Genomic DNA, 13,447 nt, shown 5'->3' with positions numbered 1-13,447 from the left:
AACTAAAAAGACGGATAATCGCTTGGAATTGTTGTATACCGCCCTGCTCTATATCATTCAGCCACTGGTGTGGCTGAGACTGTTGCTTCGTAGCCGTAAAGCGCCTGCGTATCGTAAACGCTGGGCTGAACGCTATGGCTTTTGCCGCAATAAAGTCGCCCCGGACGGTATTTTGCTGCATTCCGTTTCTGTCGGTGAAACGCTGGCGGCGATCCCGCTGGTTCGCGCTCTGCGCCACCGCTACCCGTCTCTGCCGATTACCGTCACCACCATGACGCCAACCGGCTCGGAGCGCGCGTTATCCGCGTTTGGCAAAGACGTTCATCACGTCTACCTCCCATACGATCTGCCCTGCGCTATGAATCGTTTCCTGAATACCGTTCGCCCGAAGCTGGTTATCGTGATGGAAACCGAGCTGTGGCCGAACATGATTTCCGCGCTGCATGCCCGTAAAATTCCGCTGGTGATCGCCAACGCGCGCCTGTCAGAGCGCTCGGCAAAAGGCTACGGCAAGCTGGGCAAATTTATGCGCCGCCTGCTGAGCAAAATCACGCTGATTGCCGCGCAGAACGAAGAAGACGCGGCGCGCTTTATCGCCCTGGGCCTGAAGCGCAACCAGCTTGCCGTGACCGGCAGCCTGAAATTCGATATTTCCGTTACCCCTGAACTGGCCGCCCGCGCCATCACGCTGCGCCGCCAGTGGGCTCCGCGTCGGCAGGTCTGGATCGCGACCAGTACTCACGAGGGTGAAGAGGCGATTATCCTGCAGGCGCACCGCAAGCTGCTGGAAACCTTCCCGGACCTACTGCTGATTCTGGTGCCTCGTCACCCTGAACGTTTTAAAGACGCCCGCGAAATGGTGCAGAAAGGCGGCTTCAGCTTCACCCTGCGCAGCAGCGGAGAGATCCCTTCCGGCAGTACCCAGGTGGTGATTGGCGATACGATGGGCGAATTGATGTTGCTCTACGGTATTGCTGATCTCGCCTTTGTTGGCGGCAGCCTGGTGGAGCGCGGAGGCCATAACCCGCTGGAGCCGGCAGCCCACGCCATTCCTGTGCTGATGGGTCCACACACGTTTAACTTCAAAGATATCTGCGCTAAATTGCAGCAGGCCGATGGTTTAATTACCGTGACCGATGCGGACTCGGTCGTCAAAGAAGTATCAACTCTTCTGACGGACGAAGATTACCGCCTGTGGTACGGTCGCCACGCCGTCGAAGTGCTGCACCAGAATCAGGGCGCACTCACCCGTCTGCTGCAGCTTCTGCAACCTTATCTGCCTCAGCGGAGCCACTAATGTCTACGCGTCTGTCGGTCGTCATGATCGCCAAAAACGCCGCCGACCTGCTTCCGGATTGCCTGGCCTCCGTCGCCTGGGCTGACGAAATTGTTATCCTCGACTCCGGAAGCACGGACAACACGGTGGACATCGCCCGGGCTGCGGGCGCAAAAGTTTTTACCGATACTGACTGGCAAGGCTATGGCATCCAGCGCCAGCGCGCGCAGGGGTATGCTACCGGTGATTATGTGCTGATGCTCGATACCGACGAACGCATCACGCCGGAGCTTCAGCAGGCTATTCAGGCGGTGCTTTCATCACCCCAGCCTGGCGCCGTATACAGCATCGCGCGTCGCAACTACTTCCTTGGCCGCTTCATGCGCCACAGCGGCTGGTATCCAGATCGCGTAATGCGTCTCTACGAGCGCGAGCGCTATCAGTACAACGACAACCTTGTCCATGAGTCACTGGCCTGCGACGGCGCCAAGGTCATCCCCCTGACGGGTGATTTGCTGCATCTGACCTGCCGTGATTTCGCCAGCTTCCAGCAAAAGCAGCTCAACTATGCCACCGCATGGGCGCAGGAGCGTCACCAGAGGGGCAAGAAGGCTTCGCTGACGGGAATCTTCACCCACACGCTGGGCGCGTTTCTGAAAACGCTGCTGCTGCGCGGTGGCGTGCTGGATGGTAAGCAGGGCTGGTTACTGGCGGTAGTGAATGCCCAGTATACTTTCAACAAATACACCGAGCTGTGGGCGCTCTGCCGCGGCTACTCAGAGAAAACGTGAGCCATGAGCACAAAAGCGATTTATCCGGGTACCTTCGATCCGATCACTAACGGTCATCTTGACATCATTACCCGTGCGGCGGGCATGTTCGACAAGGTGATCCTGGCGATTGCCGCCAGCCCAAGCAAAAAGCCGATGTTTGATCTCAACGAGCGCGTGCAGCTTGCCACTGATGCCATTTCTCACCTGCCGAATGTTGAAGTCGTCGGGTTCAGCGACCTGATGGCGAACTTCGCCCGCGCCCAGCAGGCCAATATTCTGATTCGCGGCCTGCGCGCGGTGGCAGACTTCGAGTATGAGATGCAGCTGGCGCATATGAACCGCCACCTGATGCCGGAGCTGGAAAGCGTATTCCTGATGCCGTCAAAAGAGTGGTCGTTTATCTCGTCCACGCTGGTGAAAGAGGTGGCGCGCCATCACGGGGACGTTACCCATTTCCTGCCGGATAACGTCCACCAGGCGCTGATGGAAAAGCTAAAGTAGCGCTATTTCTGACACTGGCGGCAGTAGAACGTGGCGCGCTGGGCGTGCTTCGCGGCAACGATCGGCGTCCCGCATACCCGGCATGGCTCACCTTTACGGCCATACACCTGCAGCTCCTGGGCAAAATAGCCCGGTTTACCGTCGCTTTGCAGGAAGTCTTTCAGCGTGGTCCCGCCCTGCTCAATCGAGCGCAGCAGCACGGCTTTAATGACCCGAACCAGCAGCTCACACTCCTGCGCGGACAGCGACGAAGCCAGCCGATCGGGATGGATCCCGGCCGCGAACAGCGATTCACTGGCGTAAATATTCCCCACGCCGACCACCAGCTTGTTATCCATCAGCCAGGGCTTGATCGGGGTCTTTTTCTTCGCGCACTTCTCTTTCAGGTAGTCCGCGTTAAACGCGTCTGAAAGCGGCTCAGGGCCCAGATGCGCCAGCACGTTGTGACCTTCCAGCTCCTTCGTCCACAGCCACGCGCCAAAGCGCCTTGGATCGGTGTAGCGCAGCACTTTGCCGTTGCTCATTACCAGATCAACATGGTCGTGCTTTTCCGCAGGCAGTTCTTCGGTCAGGATGCGCAGGCTCCCGGACATTCCCAGATGGATAATAATCCAGCCGTCAGGCAGCTCCAGCAGCAGGTATTTCGCGCGGCGCTGCACGCTAAGGACGGGTTTGTCGCTTAACGCGTGGATCTCATCGGACACCGGCCAGCGCAGTCGTCCATTGCGAACGACAGCATGAAGAATAGTCGCGCCGACCAGATGGGGCTCAATGCCGCGACGGCTGGTCTCTACCTCAGGTAATTCAGGCATGGTTCCTCCGTTGAGATGCAGAATGCAAAAAACCCCGCAGTTGCGGGGTTTTTCAATACAAGGAGGCTAAAATTATTTGATTTTAGCTTCTTTGTACAGTACGTGCTGGCGTACAACTGGATCGAATTTTTTCAGTTCCAGTTTTTCCGGCTTAGTACGTTTGTTCTTCGTGGTGGTGTAGAAGTGACCTGTACCAGCAGAAGAAACCAGCTTGATTTTCTCGCGAATACCTTTAGCCATGATTTATTTCCTCTTTAAGTACTTAGTACTTTTCGCCACGGGCACGCAGTTCAGACAGAACTGTATCGATGCCTTTCTTATCGATTACACGCATACCTTTAGCAGATACGCGCAGGGTGACAAAACGCTTCTCGCTCTCAACCCAGAAACGGTGAGAGTGCAGGTTCGGCAGGAAACGGCGTTTAGTCGCGTTCAGTGCGTGGGAACGGTTGTTACCGGTCACCGGACGCTTGCCAGTAACTTGGCAGACTCGGGACATGTCTATTCTCCAAAAATCAAATTAGCTCGAGCTTCGTATGGGGTATCGGCGCCTCGTCAGGCTTTACAGCCCGGTCATCGCGTAGTTCTAAGTGAACTCTCGATTGCCAGGCCCAAATGCCAAACCCGAGATTCTCAAAGGTGGCGTAGTATACGCTGACTCGGCGGTGTGCTCAAGTCCCGAACAGACAAAGATCCCGATGGATCGCGAGAAATAGCCTAAATCCAGCCATGTTCTGCAAAAGAAATGTACTCTCCGCGGCCAATTATCAGATGGTCCAGCACACGAATGTCCATGAATTGACAGCATTTGATAATGCGTTCGGTGATTTCTTTGTCAGCTCTGCTCGGTTCTGCACAGCCAGAGGGGTGATTATGCGCGAGGATCACGCCCGCTGCATTCACTTTTATCGCTTCACGCACAATTTCACGCGGATGTACCTCAACGTGGCTCAGTGTACCCGAAAACAGGCGGCTGTGCTTCAGTACCCGGTTCCTGTTGTCGAGAAAGATCACCATAAAGATCTCCCGCTCCAGACCGGATAGCTGGCTTTGCAAAAATTCGCGGGTCATGTCAGGGGTAAGGATCGGATCTTGCTCCTCCATCTGCACGTTATAAAATCGCCGTGCAAGTTCAGCAATACCCCGTAACTGGGCATACTTCGCGACGCCAATGCCTTCTACGTGCGTAAATTCCTCCAGTTCGGCTGTCAGCAGACCATGTAGTGAACCAAAATGGTCTATCAGATTTCTCGCCAGCGTAAATACCGTTTTTCCCTTCGTACCTGTACGTAAAAAGAGCGCCAGCAGTTCGTCATCTTTTAATAACGTGACGCCATGACGCAGCATTTTTTCGCGTGGTAGCAGCAGTTCAGTCTCTTCCATGCCTGGCCTCCTTCTGTTTGCCATTATGCTGCCACAGGCAAATCCGGGGCTCGACGCTGAGGTTTCGTTCTTGCGTAGCGCCTCGCAAAGTGAATAAAGGACTTCATCACCCCCTATTTGGGATTGTGATAAAATGCCCGCTCTCTGGTGAAACCCAACAGGAAAGAATCATGATGAGCCTGGCCGGTAAAAAAATCGTTCTTGGCGTGAGCGGCGGCATTGCTGCCTATAAAGCGCCGGAGCTGGTGCGTCGTCTGCGCGAGCGCGGGGCGGACGTGCGGGTCGCGATAACCGAAGGCGGTAAAGCCTTTATCACCCCTCTGAGCCTGCAGGCGGTTTCAGGATACCCGGTATCTGACAGCCTGCTCGACCCGGCCGCCGAAGCCGCGATGGGGCATATTGAGCTTGGTAAATGGGCCGATCTGGTGATTCTTGCCCCTGCCACGGCAGATTTAATTGCCCGCGTGGCGGCCGGTATGGCGAACGATCTGGTTTCGACCATTTGCCTCGCGACGCCTGCGCCCGTCGCCGTTGTGCCCGCCATGAACCAGCAGATGTACCGCAATGCCGCCACCCAGCATAATCTGGAGACGCTGGCCTCGCGCGGCCTGCTTATCTGGGGCCCGGACAGCGGCAGCCAGGCCTGCGGCGACGTTGGCCCAGGGCGTATGCTCGACCCGTTGACGATTGTCGATATGGCCGCCGCCCATTTCTCGCCTGTCAACGACCTGCAACATCTCAACATCATGATTACCGCGGGCCCGACTCGCGAGCCGCTGGATCCGGTGCGCTACATCACCAATCACAGCTCCGGCAAAATGGGCTTTGCAATTGCTGTCGCAGCGGCAAAACGCGGTGCTAACGTCACGCTGGTCAGCGGCCCGGTCTCGCTACCTACGCCACCTTTTGTGCAGCGCATTAATGTCACCACCGCGCTGGAGATGGAAGCCGCCGTGCAGGCTCATGCGCAACGCCAGCAGATTTTTATCGGCTGTGCGGCCGTGGCAGACTATCGCGCCGAGACCATCGCCGAGTCTAAAATCAAAAAGCAAGGCGATGAATTAACACTGAAAATGGTGAAAAACCCGGACATTGTTGCCGGTGTCGCCGCATTAAAAAGCCATCGTCCTTACGTTGTTGGATTTGCCGCAGAAACGAATAATGTGGAAGAATATGCCCGGCAAAAACGTACCCGCAAAAACCTCGATTTAATTTGCGCGAACGACGTATCGCTGGCCACGCAAGGATTTAATAGCGACAGCAACGCACTGCACCTTTTCTGGCAGGATGGAGATAAAATCTTACCGCTTGAGCGCAAGGAACTCCTGGGCCAACAATTACTGGACGAGATCGTTACCCGTTATGATGAAAAAAATCGACGTTAAGATTCTGGACCCGCGTGTTGGCGAGCAATTCCCGCTGCCAACCTATGCCACCTCCGGCTCTGCCGGACTTGACCTGCGCGCCTGTCTCGATGACGCCGTAGAACTGGCTCCCGGTGCCACCACCCTGATCCCAACGGGCCTGGCGATCCACATTGCTGACCCGTCTCTGGCGGCAGTCATCCTGCCGCGCTCGGGTCTGGGCCATAAGCACGGCGTTGTGCTGGGTAACCTGGTCGGCCTGATCGACTCCGATTACCAGGGTCAGCTGATGGTGTCCGTCTGGAACCGTGGCCAGGACAGCTTCACCATTGAACCGGGCGAGCGTATCGCGCAGATGGTTTTTGTACCGGTGGTACAGGCAGAATTTAACCTGGTGGCAGACTTTGATGCCACCGACCGTGGCGAAGGCGGCTTCGGCCATTCCGGGCGCAAATAACCGCCCGACACACACGTATCTCGCAGCGCCATAACGCAATAACAAACCGCAAACGTCAGTTTGCGGTCGCTGTGTGGATGCCAGCCTGGCAAGTGCTTATTTTTCAGGGGTATTTTGTAACATGGCAGAAAAACAAACCGCGAAAAGGAATCGTCGCGAAGAAATACTTCAATCTCTGGCTCTGATGCTTGAATCCAGCGATGGCAGTCAACGCATCACCACCGCCAAACTGGCCGCCTCTGTGGGTGTCTCTGAGGCGGCGCTGTATCGTCATTTCCCCAGCAAAACAAAAATGTTCGACAGCCTGATCGAGTTTATTGAAGACAGTCTGATTACGCGCATTAACCTGATTCTGAAAGACGAAAAAGACACCACCGCGCGTCTGCGTCTGATTGTGCTGTTAATTCTGGGCTTTGGGGAACGCAATCCGGGTTTAACCCGAATCCTGACCGGCCACGCGCTGATGTTTGAGCAGGACAGGCTGCAGGGCCGCATCAATCAGCTTTTCGAGCGTATTGAAGCACAGCTGCGCCAGGTGCTGCGCGAGAAGAAAATGCGTGAAGGCGAAGGATACAATACGGATGAGACATTACTGGCAAGCCAGATCCTGGCGTTTTGTGAAGGCATGCTCTCCCGCTTTGTGCGCAGCGAATTTAAATACCGACCAACGGACGATTTTGACGCCCGCTGGCCGTTAGTGGCAGCGCAGCTGCAGTAGCACCGCAGGCCCGGTAAGCGTAGCGCCGCCGGGCAATTCAATTACACGCCAAACTCTTCGCGATACGCCCGAACCGCCGCCAGATGATCCGCCATCTCTGGCTTCTCTTCCAGATACGCAATCAGGTCTTTCAGGGTGATGATAGAGGTCACTTTGCAGCTGTAATCACGCTCTACTTCCTGGATAGCAGAGATATCGCCGCGACCACGCTCCTGACGATCCAGAGAAATCAGCACGCCAGCCAGCGTCGCACCGTTGGCCTGGATAATCTCCATAGATTCACGGATCGCGGTGCCTGCGGTAATCACGTCGTCGACCAGCATCACGCGGCCCTGCAGCGCGCTGCCCACAAGATTACCGCCTTCGCCGTGGGTTTTGGCCTCTTTGCGGTTAAAGCAGTACGGCACGTCACGGTCATGGTGTTCTGCCAGCGCGACTGCAGTGGTCGTCGCAATTGGAATGCCTTTGTAGGCCGGGCCAAACAGCAGGTCAAAATCAATTCCGGAATCCACCAGCGCTTCGGCATAGAAACGGCCTAACAGTGCCAGATCGCGCCCGGTATTGAACAGCCCGGCGTTGAAGAAATAGGGGCTCTTACGCCCGGATTTCAGCGTAAACTCGCCAAACTTAAGTACCTGTTTATTAATCGCAAACTCAATAAACTGGCGCTGATACGATTTCATGGATTCGCTCCTTTGGTTTTTTCTGTCTTACAGGCAAAAAAAAGGCGACTCACTGGTCGCCTTTAAAATCAATTTTCTAACGCCGCTTTTTGCGTCGTTACAATGGATTCGATTCCCCCTCGGGCCAACGCCAGCAGGGAGAGAAGTTCTTCATGGGTGAACGGCTCGCCTTCCGCCGTGCCCTGCACTTCAATGATGCGGCCATCTTCGGTCATCACCACGTTCATGTCGGTCTCGGCGGCGGAATCTTCAACGTATTCCAGATCGCAAAGCGCTTCACCGTTAACGATCCCCACGGAAACCGCCGCGACCATCCCTTTCATAGGGTTGGTTTTCAGCTTACCGGCTGCAACCAGCTTGTTCAGGGCATCGGCCAGCGCCACGCAGGCACCGGTAATGGACGCGGTACGCGTGCCGCCATCTGCCTGAATCACGTCGCAGTCCAGAGTAATAGTGAATTCACCGAGAGTTTTCAGATCAACGGCGGCGCGCAGCGCACGCGCGATAAGACGCTGAATTTCCATGGTACGGCCACCCTGCTTACCCTTTGCCGCTTCACGGGCGTTACGGGTATGGGTCGCGCGCGGCAGCATGCCGTACTCGGCGGTGATCCAGCCCTGGCCCTGACCTTTCAGAAAGCGCGGAACGCCCTCTTCGATGGACGCGGTGCACAGCACTTTGGTGTCACCAAACTCAACCAGCACGGAGCCTTCAGCGTGTTTTGTATAGTTACGGGTCAGGGTGACGGGACGCACCTGATTGGCGCTACGACCTGATGGACGCATGATGGATTCTCCGGCTTGAAACGAATGTGGCTGCGCATTATACGGATAAAGGACGCTTATTCCTATCCTGAGAAGCCCCCGAAAGCTATAATCCCCCCATCTCTCCTTTAAAAACGGGAATGTCTATGATCCGCAGTATGACCGCCTACGCCCGGCGTGAAATCAAGGGTAGCTGGGGTAGCGCTACCTGGGAAATGCGTTCGGTAAACCAGCGCTATCTGGAAACATATTTCCGTATGCCGGAACAGTTCCGCAGCCTTGAACCTGTGGTGCGCGAGCGTATCCGTACGCGTCTGACCCGCGGGAAAGTGGAATGCAACCTGCGCTTTGAGCCAGATGCCAGCGCGCAGGGCGAACTGATCCTCAACGAAAAGCTGGCGAAACAGCTCGTGAATGCGGCGAACTGGGTCAAAATGCAGAGCGATGAAGGTGAAATCAACCCGGTTGATATTCTGCGCTGGCCTGGGGTCATGGCCGCCGGTGAGCAGGATCTGGATGCCATTGCCGCTGAAATCCTGGCAGCCCTCGACGGCACGCTGGACGACTTTATCGTTGCCCGCGAAACCGAAGGCCAGGCGCTGAAAGCGATGATTGAGCAGCGTCTTGAAGGCGTCAGCGCTGAAGTAGCCAAAGTCCGCACCCACATGCCGGAAGTACTGCAATGGCAGCGCGAGCGTCTGGTCGCCAAGCTGGAAGAAGCGGAAGTTCAGCTGGAAAACACCCGTCTGGAACAAGAGCTGGTGCTGATGGCGCAGCGCGTTGACGTGGCCGAAGAGCTGGATCGTCTGGAAGCGCACGTGAAAGAGACCTATAACATCCTGAAGAAGAAGGAAGCTGTAGGCCGCCGCCTGGACTTTATGATGCAGGAGTTCAACCGCGAGTCGAACACTCTGGCGTCTAAGTCTATCAATGCTGAAGTGACCAACTCAGCGATTGAACTTAAGGTTCTGATTGAGCAGATGCGCGAGCAGATCCAGAATATTGAGTAATCGCTTTTTGGGTGGTGTCGGCTGACGCCACCCATTATTATTTCTAATCCGAATTTCCCTCTCTTTTCTAATTCACCAGCCAAGTATCAAAGATATTCAACGTGTATTGATTAAATTTTATAGGTGAAATCCCATCACCTTAGAAAATCTCAATCGTGATCTTGCGCACAAATCGCTAACCTTTCCGCGTTCACACCGGAGGGTATATGCTGCTTCACATTCTTTATCTCATTGGTATCACCGCAGAAGCCATGACTGGCGCTCTCGCCGCCGGGCGTCGCCGGATGGACACCTTCGGCGTGATCATTATTGCCACTGCAACCGCGCTGGGCGGTGGTTCCGTGCGCGACATCCTGCTTGGCCATTACCCGCTCGGCTGGGTGAAGCATCCTGAGTATGTGATTATCGTCGCAACGGCTGCCGTATTAACCACCATAGTGGCACCCGTTATGCCTCATCTTCGCCGTCTGTTCCTGGTGCTTGATGCGCTGGGGCTGATCGTCTTTTCCATCATCGGCGCGCAAATCGCGCTCGATATGGGGGAAGGCCCGGTTATCGCCACCATTGCTGCCGTGGTAACAGGCGTTTTCGGCGGCGTGCTGCGCGATATGTTCTGCAAACGCATTCCCTTGGTCTTCCAAAAAGAGCTGTACGCCGGCATCTCCTTCGCCGCAGCGGTACTCTACATTGCCCTGCAGCATTACGTTTCAAACCACGACGTGGTGGTCATCTCCACGCTGCTGTTTGGCTTTACGGCCCGCATGCTGGCGCTGCGTCTGAAGCTCGGGCTGCCCGTCTTTCACTATAAGCACGGCGCTCACTAATCTCAGAACCCGTTGATGTGCTGCCGGGCAAGCCACCTGACCAGCACATCAATCTCTGGCGCGTGCAGCCAGCTAACGATTTGCCGCGCCTTCTCCTCACCTATCCCCGGTAAGGTCTGCCACGCCTTTTCACTGCGTTCGCTCATCTTCTGCCAGGACACCTCCCCCAACGCCTTCAGCGACGCCTGCGGCAGCGGAACACCCAGCGCCATAATCCAGCGGGTAAAAGGCTGCTCACGCACCTGATTAAAGCGATGCCAGAGCGCCAGTCCGCGCGCTGCGGAAAACCCCGGCGTCGACTGCAACTGCTCCTGCGTTAACAGCAGCCACGAAAAGAGATGTTCAAAATGATGCGCCTGCCAGAGCATCCGCCAGCCTGACTCACCTAACCCTTCAATGTTGAATACCTGCTTAGAACTGAGCCACGTCAGCCGGGCAAAAAACTGTTCCATACACTCCGGCGAGGCATAAAAGCAGCTCAGGGAGTGATAACGCGAGGCCGGAGGCTCTGGTTTTTGTCTGTCCGCTCCTCGCCAGACCACCTTATCAAACCAGGGGATACCCTGCCCGGCCAGGCTGACCTGGATCTGATCGCCCGGGGCAATATCCAGCCTCTGCCAGCGCCCAACAGAACCGAGACTCACTCGCTGCACCTGTTTATCGTCCAGCTGCACAGGCTCAAGTGCCGCCACGACAGAAATTTTGCCCGTGCGCCCCACGGAAAAATGAATATTCCTGACCTCTGCAACCTGTGCCGCAGGCGAATATTTCCACGCGATAATCCAGTTGCCTTCGCCGGGCAGCCAACCCTCCCCTGAAGGAGACTCCGCAGACCGAACCACTATGCCATCCGTGGCAAAGGGTAATGCCGTGTTTTGCCAGGCCAAACGCTGCTTTTCAACAGCATCAATAGTTTGTACGGGCAGCGTATAGCGTGCCGTCAGGGAAAAGCCTGCGCTGGACAGCTCAGAAAGCCTGTTTTCCATTCCTTTCGGTCCATCTGGCCAGGCCCAGATAAATATTCCTGTCTGGCTCAGAAGCGCGTTGTCCTTTTGTCGCATCATCGCACCCGCGACTTTTGCGCGTGCATTCATTCCACCCATCTGCCGCTGGACGTGGTTTTCGCGTAGCCAGAAAAGCTCCCCCTGTAAGACGCTGTTTGCCAGGGCGCCAGATACCTCCTTAGGCACGGACGGGATCAAACGCACGCGGGCCGTCCAGTCCTCGCCTTTTAGCCCATTACCACGGCTGATGGCCCGCGCTAGCTTTCCGTTGCGATACACCAGCGTCACCGCCACGCCGTCGACTTTTGGCTGCATCCAGAGATTTTTTCGACCGTGCATCCAGTGACCCAGCGCTTCTTTGCTGGCTGCTTTACGTACCCCCGTATGGGCAACAGGATGTTTTACGTTTCCCTCCAGCGCAGGAAGGGTGCTCTCAACAAAATCGTTGCCAAAACAACGCTGCCACTGGTTTAAACGTCCGTTGAGCTGGTCATACACTTCATCATTAACCTCGCTCACCCCCTGCTTCCAGTAAGCCTCATCCCAGCGTTTGATTTGTGCGCTTAATGACGCAATCTCTTTTTCCGCTTTTGCCTGTGACCACACCGGACACACCGCCGCCCCGTAACCACACCACAACAGCATTAACCCGCTTATCCATCGCCACATCGCTACCCCTCCTTTGCAATGCAGAAGATATAACCTGGCGTGAGAAACGACGCTAATAGCAACCTTTCACGCTGCGAGGCGCTATCCAGCGTTAATTTTTATTGCTGCAAACCGCAGGTAAAACCTGAAAACGGTACGCAAAATTCAATAATCCAGGGTAAAAAGTGTGACAAAGGCTACGTCACACTGCGGCGACGTGTATAATAAGCCCGTATGTAGGACTTCTTCGTTAACACATACAAAAGACTCTCATGGCTCAAGGCACGCTTTATATTGTTTCTGCCCCTAGTGGCGCGGGTAAATCCAGCCTTATTCAGGCACTGTTAAAAACCCAACCGTTGTACGACACACAGGTTTCTGTTTCTCACACCACGCGAGCGCCGCGCCCGGGTGAAGTGCACGGTGAACACTATTTCTTTGTGGATCACGACGAGTTCAGAGCGATGATCGGCAGAGACGCGTTTCTTGAACACGCTGAAGTGTTCGGTAACTACTACGGCACCTCGCGTGAAACCATTGAGCAGGTTCTGGCGACGGGCGTGAATGTGTTCCTCGACATCGACTGGCAGGGCGCACAGCAAATTCGCAAGAAAATGCCTGACTCGCGCAGTATCTTTATTTTACCGCCGTCGAAAGATGAGCTGGATCGCCGCCTGCGTGGCCGCGGTCAGGACAGTGAAGAAGTCATCGCAAAGCGTATGGAACAGGCAGTTGCAGAAATGAGCCATTACGCGGAATATGATTACCTTATTGTGAATGATGATTTTGATGCCGCGCTGAGCGATCTCAAAACCATTCTTCGCGCAGAACGACTGCGTATGAGCCGCCAGAAGCAGCGACATGACGCATTAATCACCAAACTGTTGGCAGACTGAACCCACTTTCAGTATCATGCCCAGTCATTTCTTCACCTGTGGAGCATTTTAAGTATGGCACGCGTAACTGTTCAGGACGCTGTAGAGAAAATTGGTAACCGTTTTGACCTGGTGCTGGTCGCCGCGCGTCGCGCTCGTCAGATGCAGGTAGGCGGTAAAGATCCGCTGGTACCGGAAGAAAACGATAAAACCACCGTTATTGCACTTCGCGAAATCGAAGAAGGTCTGATCAACAACCAGATCCTCGACGTGCGTGAGCGCCAGGAGCAGCAAGAGCAGGAAGCCGCAGAACTGCAGGCCGTAACCGCCATTGCTGAAGGTCGTCGTTAATTAA

At 55.4% G+C, this 13,447-nt stretch carries 17 protein-coding genes; 10 read left to right on the top strand and 7 right to left on the bottom strand.

Translation table 11 applies throughout. The features are described 5' to 3' along the window. Nucleotides 1-22: 22 nt before the first annotated feature. Genes waaA through coaD form a run of 3 tightly spaced genes read left to right on the top strand, consistent with a single transcriptional unit; the run spans nucleotide 23 to nucleotide 2,550 of the window. Nucleotides 23-1,297, top strand: coding sequence for a lipid IV(A) 3-deoxy-D-manno-octulosonic acid transferase (gene waaA, locus OSH03_RS15260; RefSeq protein ID WP_266179491.1), 1,275 nt, complete (start codon nucleotides 23-25; stop codon nucleotides 1,295-1,297). Then, nucleotides 1,297-2,067 (top strand): glycosyltransferase family 2 protein, encoded by a 771-nt coding sequence (locus tag OSH03_RS15255; RefSeq protein WP_266179490.1) that lies wholly within the window; start codon nucleotides 1,297-1,299, stop codon nucleotides 2,065-2,067. The genes waaA and OSH03_RS15255 overlap by 1 nt, the downstream gene beginning before the upstream one ends. Before the next feature lie 3 nt (nucleotides 2,068-2,070). Further along, nucleotides 2,071-2,550: a pantetheine-phosphate adenylyltransferase gene (gene coaD / locus OSH03_RS15250; RefSeq protein WP_061096635.1), complete on the top strand. Its 480-nt coding sequence runs from the start codon at nucleotides 2,071-2,073 to the stop codon at nucleotides 2,548-2,550. A gap of 2 nt (nucleotides 2,551-2,552) precedes the next feature. On the opposite strand, the gene mutM is transcribed toward coaD, so the two are convergent. The 4 genes from mutM to radC form a co-directional block, all read right to left on the bottom strand. Beyond that, complete coding sequence (gene mutM / locus OSH03_RS15245; RefSeq protein ID WP_266179489.1) at nucleotides 2,553-3,362, bottom strand: bifunctional DNA-formamidopyrimidine glycosylase/DNA-(apurinic or apyrimidinic site) lyase; 810 nt, start codon at nucleotides 3,360-3,362, stop codon at nucleotides 2,553-2,555. A gap of 72 nt (nucleotides 3,363-3,434) precedes the next feature. Then, nucleotides 3,435-3,602 (bottom strand): 50S ribosomal protein L33, encoded by a 168-nt coding sequence (gene rpmG / locus OSH03_RS15240; RefSeq protein WP_003024094.1) that lies wholly within the window; start codon nucleotides 3,600-3,602, stop codon nucleotides 3,435-3,437. A gap of 22 nt (nucleotides 3,603-3,624) precedes the next feature. Beyond that, complete coding sequence (rpmB, locus tag OSH03_RS15235; protein WP_002436699.1) at nucleotides 3,625-3,861, bottom strand: 50S ribosomal protein L28; 237 nt, start codon at nucleotides 3,859-3,861, stop codon at nucleotides 3,625-3,627. Nucleotides 3,862-4,079: 218 nt separating this feature from the next. Continuing rightward, on the bottom strand, nucleotides 4,080-4,745 hold the full coding sequence (gene radC / locus OSH03_RS15230) for a RadC family protein (RefSeq protein ID WP_061096637.1): 666 nt from the start codon (nucleotides 4,743-4,745) through the stop codon (nucleotides 4,080-4,082). A 173-nt stretch (nucleotides 4,746-4,918) separates the two neighbouring features. Between radC and coaBC the strand changes: the two genes are divergently transcribed. The 3 genes from coaBC to slmA all read left to right on the top strand — a co-directional run bounded on the left by coaBC (nucleotide 4,919) and on the right by slmA (nucleotide 7,284). Next, entirely contained in the window at nucleotides 4,919-6,130 is a 1,212-nt protein-coding gene (gene coaBC, locus OSH03_RS15225) for a bifunctional phosphopantothenoylcysteine decarboxylase/phosphopantothenate--cysteine ligase CoaBC (RefSeq protein WP_266179531.1), read from the top strand. Further along, nucleotides 6,108-6,566, top strand: coding sequence for a dUTP diphosphatase (gene dut / locus OSH03_RS15220; RefSeq protein WP_015570042.1), 459 nt, complete (start codon nucleotides 6,108-6,110; stop codon nucleotides 6,564-6,566). The genes coaBC and dut overlap by 23 nt, the downstream gene beginning before the upstream one ends. Nucleotides 6,567-6,687: 121 nt before the next feature. Next, nucleotides 6,688-7,284, top strand: a complete 597-nt coding sequence (slmA, locus tag OSH03_RS15215; protein ID WP_028015015.1) for a nucleoid occlusion factor SlmA — start codon at nucleotides 6,688-6,690, stop codon at nucleotides 7,282-7,284. 41 nt (nucleotides 7,285-7,325) lie between these two features. Here slmA and pyrE read toward each other — a convergent pair whose 3' ends face one another. Both pyrE and rph read right to left on the bottom strand, forming a co-directional pair. Next, nucleotides 7,326-7,967, bottom strand: a complete 642-nt coding sequence (gene pyrE / locus OSH03_RS15210) for an orotate phosphoribosyltransferase (protein WP_041911672.1) — start codon at nucleotides 7,965-7,967, stop codon at nucleotides 7,326-7,328. Nucleotides 7,968-8,035: 68 nt separating this feature from the next. Beyond that, nucleotides 8,036-8,752 carry a ribonuclease PH gene (gene rph, locus OSH03_RS15205; protein ID WP_006812424.1) on the bottom strand — a complete coding sequence of 239 codons (717 nt, stop codon included), beginning with the start codon at nucleotides 8,750-8,752 and terminating at the stop codon, nucleotides 8,036-8,038. A 125-nt stretch (nucleotides 8,753-8,877) separates the two neighbouring features. Between rph and OSH03_RS15200 the strand changes: the two genes are divergently transcribed. Both OSH03_RS15200 and OSH03_RS15195 read left to right on the top strand, forming a co-directional pair. Beyond that, entirely contained in the window at nucleotides 8,878-9,741 is an 864-nt protein-coding gene (locus OSH03_RS15200; protein WP_061096640.1) for a YicC/YloC family endoribonuclease, read from the top strand. A 206-nt stretch (nucleotides 9,742-9,947) separates the two neighbouring features. Next, nucleotides 9,948-10,565: a trimeric intracellular cation channel family protein gene (locus OSH03_RS15195; RefSeq protein WP_061096641.1), complete on the top strand. Its 618-nt coding sequence runs from the start codon at nucleotides 9,948-9,950 to the stop codon at nucleotides 10,563-10,565. 2 nt (nucleotides 10,566-10,567) lie between these two features. Here OSH03_RS15195 and ligB read toward each other — a convergent pair whose 3' ends face one another. After that, nucleotides 10,568-12,238, bottom strand: a complete 1,671-nt coding sequence (ligB, locus tag OSH03_RS15190; RefSeq protein ID WP_266179488.1) for an NAD-dependent DNA ligase LigB — start codon at nucleotides 12,236-12,238, stop codon at nucleotides 10,568-10,570. Between the two features lie 251 nt (nucleotides 12,239-12,489). Between ligB and gmk the strand changes: the two genes are divergently transcribed. Both gmk and rpoZ read left to right on the top strand, forming a co-directional pair. Further along, on the top strand, nucleotides 12,490-13,113 hold the full coding sequence (gene gmk, locus OSH03_RS15185; protein WP_010426438.1) for a guanylate kinase: 624 nt from the start codon (nucleotides 12,490-12,492) through the stop codon (nucleotides 13,111-13,113). A 54-nt stretch (nucleotides 13,114-13,167) separates the two neighbouring features. Continuing rightward, nucleotides 13,168-13,443 (top strand): DNA-directed RNA polymerase subunit omega, encoded by a 276-nt coding sequence (gene rpoZ / locus OSH03_RS15180; protein ID WP_000135058.1) that lies wholly within the window; start codon nucleotides 13,168-13,170, stop codon nucleotides 13,441-13,443. Nucleotides 13,444-13,447: the final 4 nt, after the last annotated feature.

The organism is Enterobacter nematophilus, assembly GCF_026344075.1.
Lineage (GTDB): Bacteria > Pseudomonadota > Gammaproteobacteria > Enterobacterales > Enterobacteriaceae > Enterobacter > Enterobacter nematophilus.
Note: the sequence above shows the minus strand (reverse complement) of the source record. Positions and strands in the feature narration are given on the sequence as shown.

Bases quoted from the DNA above. Each gene is read 5' to 3' on its own strand.
- pyrE (WP_041911672.1), bottom strand. From the start codon at position 7,967: ATGAAATCGTATCAGCGCCAGTTTATTGAGTTTGCGATTAATAAACAG.
- radC (WP_061096637.1), bottom strand. From the start codon at position 4,745: ATGGAAGAGACTGAACTGCTGCTACCACGCGAAAAAATGCTGCGTCAT.
- coaBC (WP_266179531.1), top strand. From the start codon at position 4,919: ATGAGCCTGGCCGGTAAAAAAATCGTTCTTGGCGTGAGCGGCGGCATT.
- rpmB (WP_002436699.1), bottom strand. From the start codon at position 3,861: ATGTCCCGAGTCTGCCAAGTTACTGGCAAGCGTCCGGTGACCGGTAAC.
- ligB (WP_266179488.1), bottom strand. From the start codon at position 12,238: ATGTGGCGATGGATAAGCGGGTTAATGCTGTTGTGGTGTGGTTACGGG.
- gmk (WP_010426438.1), top strand. From the start codon at position 12,490: ATGGCTCAAGGCACGCTTTATATTGTTTCTGCCCCTAGTGGCGCGGGT.
- coaD (WP_061096635.1), top strand. From the start codon at position 2,071: ATGAGCACAAAAGCGATTTATCCGGGTACCTTCGATCCGATCACTAAC.
- mutM (WP_266179489.1), bottom strand. From the start codon at position 3,362: ATGCCTGAATTACCTGAGGTAGAGACCAGCCGTCGCGGCATTGAGCCC.
- OSH03_RS15255 (WP_266179490.1), top strand. From the start codon at position 1,297: ATGTCTACGCGTCTGTCGGTCGTCATGATCGCCAAAAACGCCGCCGAC.
- OSH03_RS15195 (WP_061096641.1), top strand. From the start codon at position 9,948: ATGCTGCTTCACATTCTTTATCTCATTGGTATCACCGCAGAAGCCATG.
- dut (WP_015570042.1), top strand. From the start codon at position 6,108: ATGATGAAAAAAATCGACGTTAAGATTCTGGACCCGCGTGTTGGCGAG.
- rpoZ (WP_000135058.1), top strand. From the start codon at position 13,168: ATGGCACGCGTAACTGTTCAGGACGCTGTAGAGAAAATTGGTAACCGT.
- slmA (WP_028015015.1), top strand. From the start codon at position 6,688: ATGGCAGAAAAACAAACCGCGAAAAGGAATCGTCGCGAAGAAATACTT.
- rpmG (WP_003024094.1), bottom strand. From the start codon at position 3,602: ATGGCTAAAGGTATTCGCGAGAAAATCAAGCTGGTTTCTTCTGCTGGT.
- OSH03_RS15200 (WP_061096640.1), top strand. From the start codon at position 8,878: ATGATCCGCAGTATGACCGCCTACGCCCGGCGTGAAATCAAGGGTAGC.
- rph (WP_006812424.1), bottom strand. From the start codon at position 8,752: ATGCGTCCATCAGGTCGTAGCGCCAATCAGGTGCGTCCCGTCACCCTG.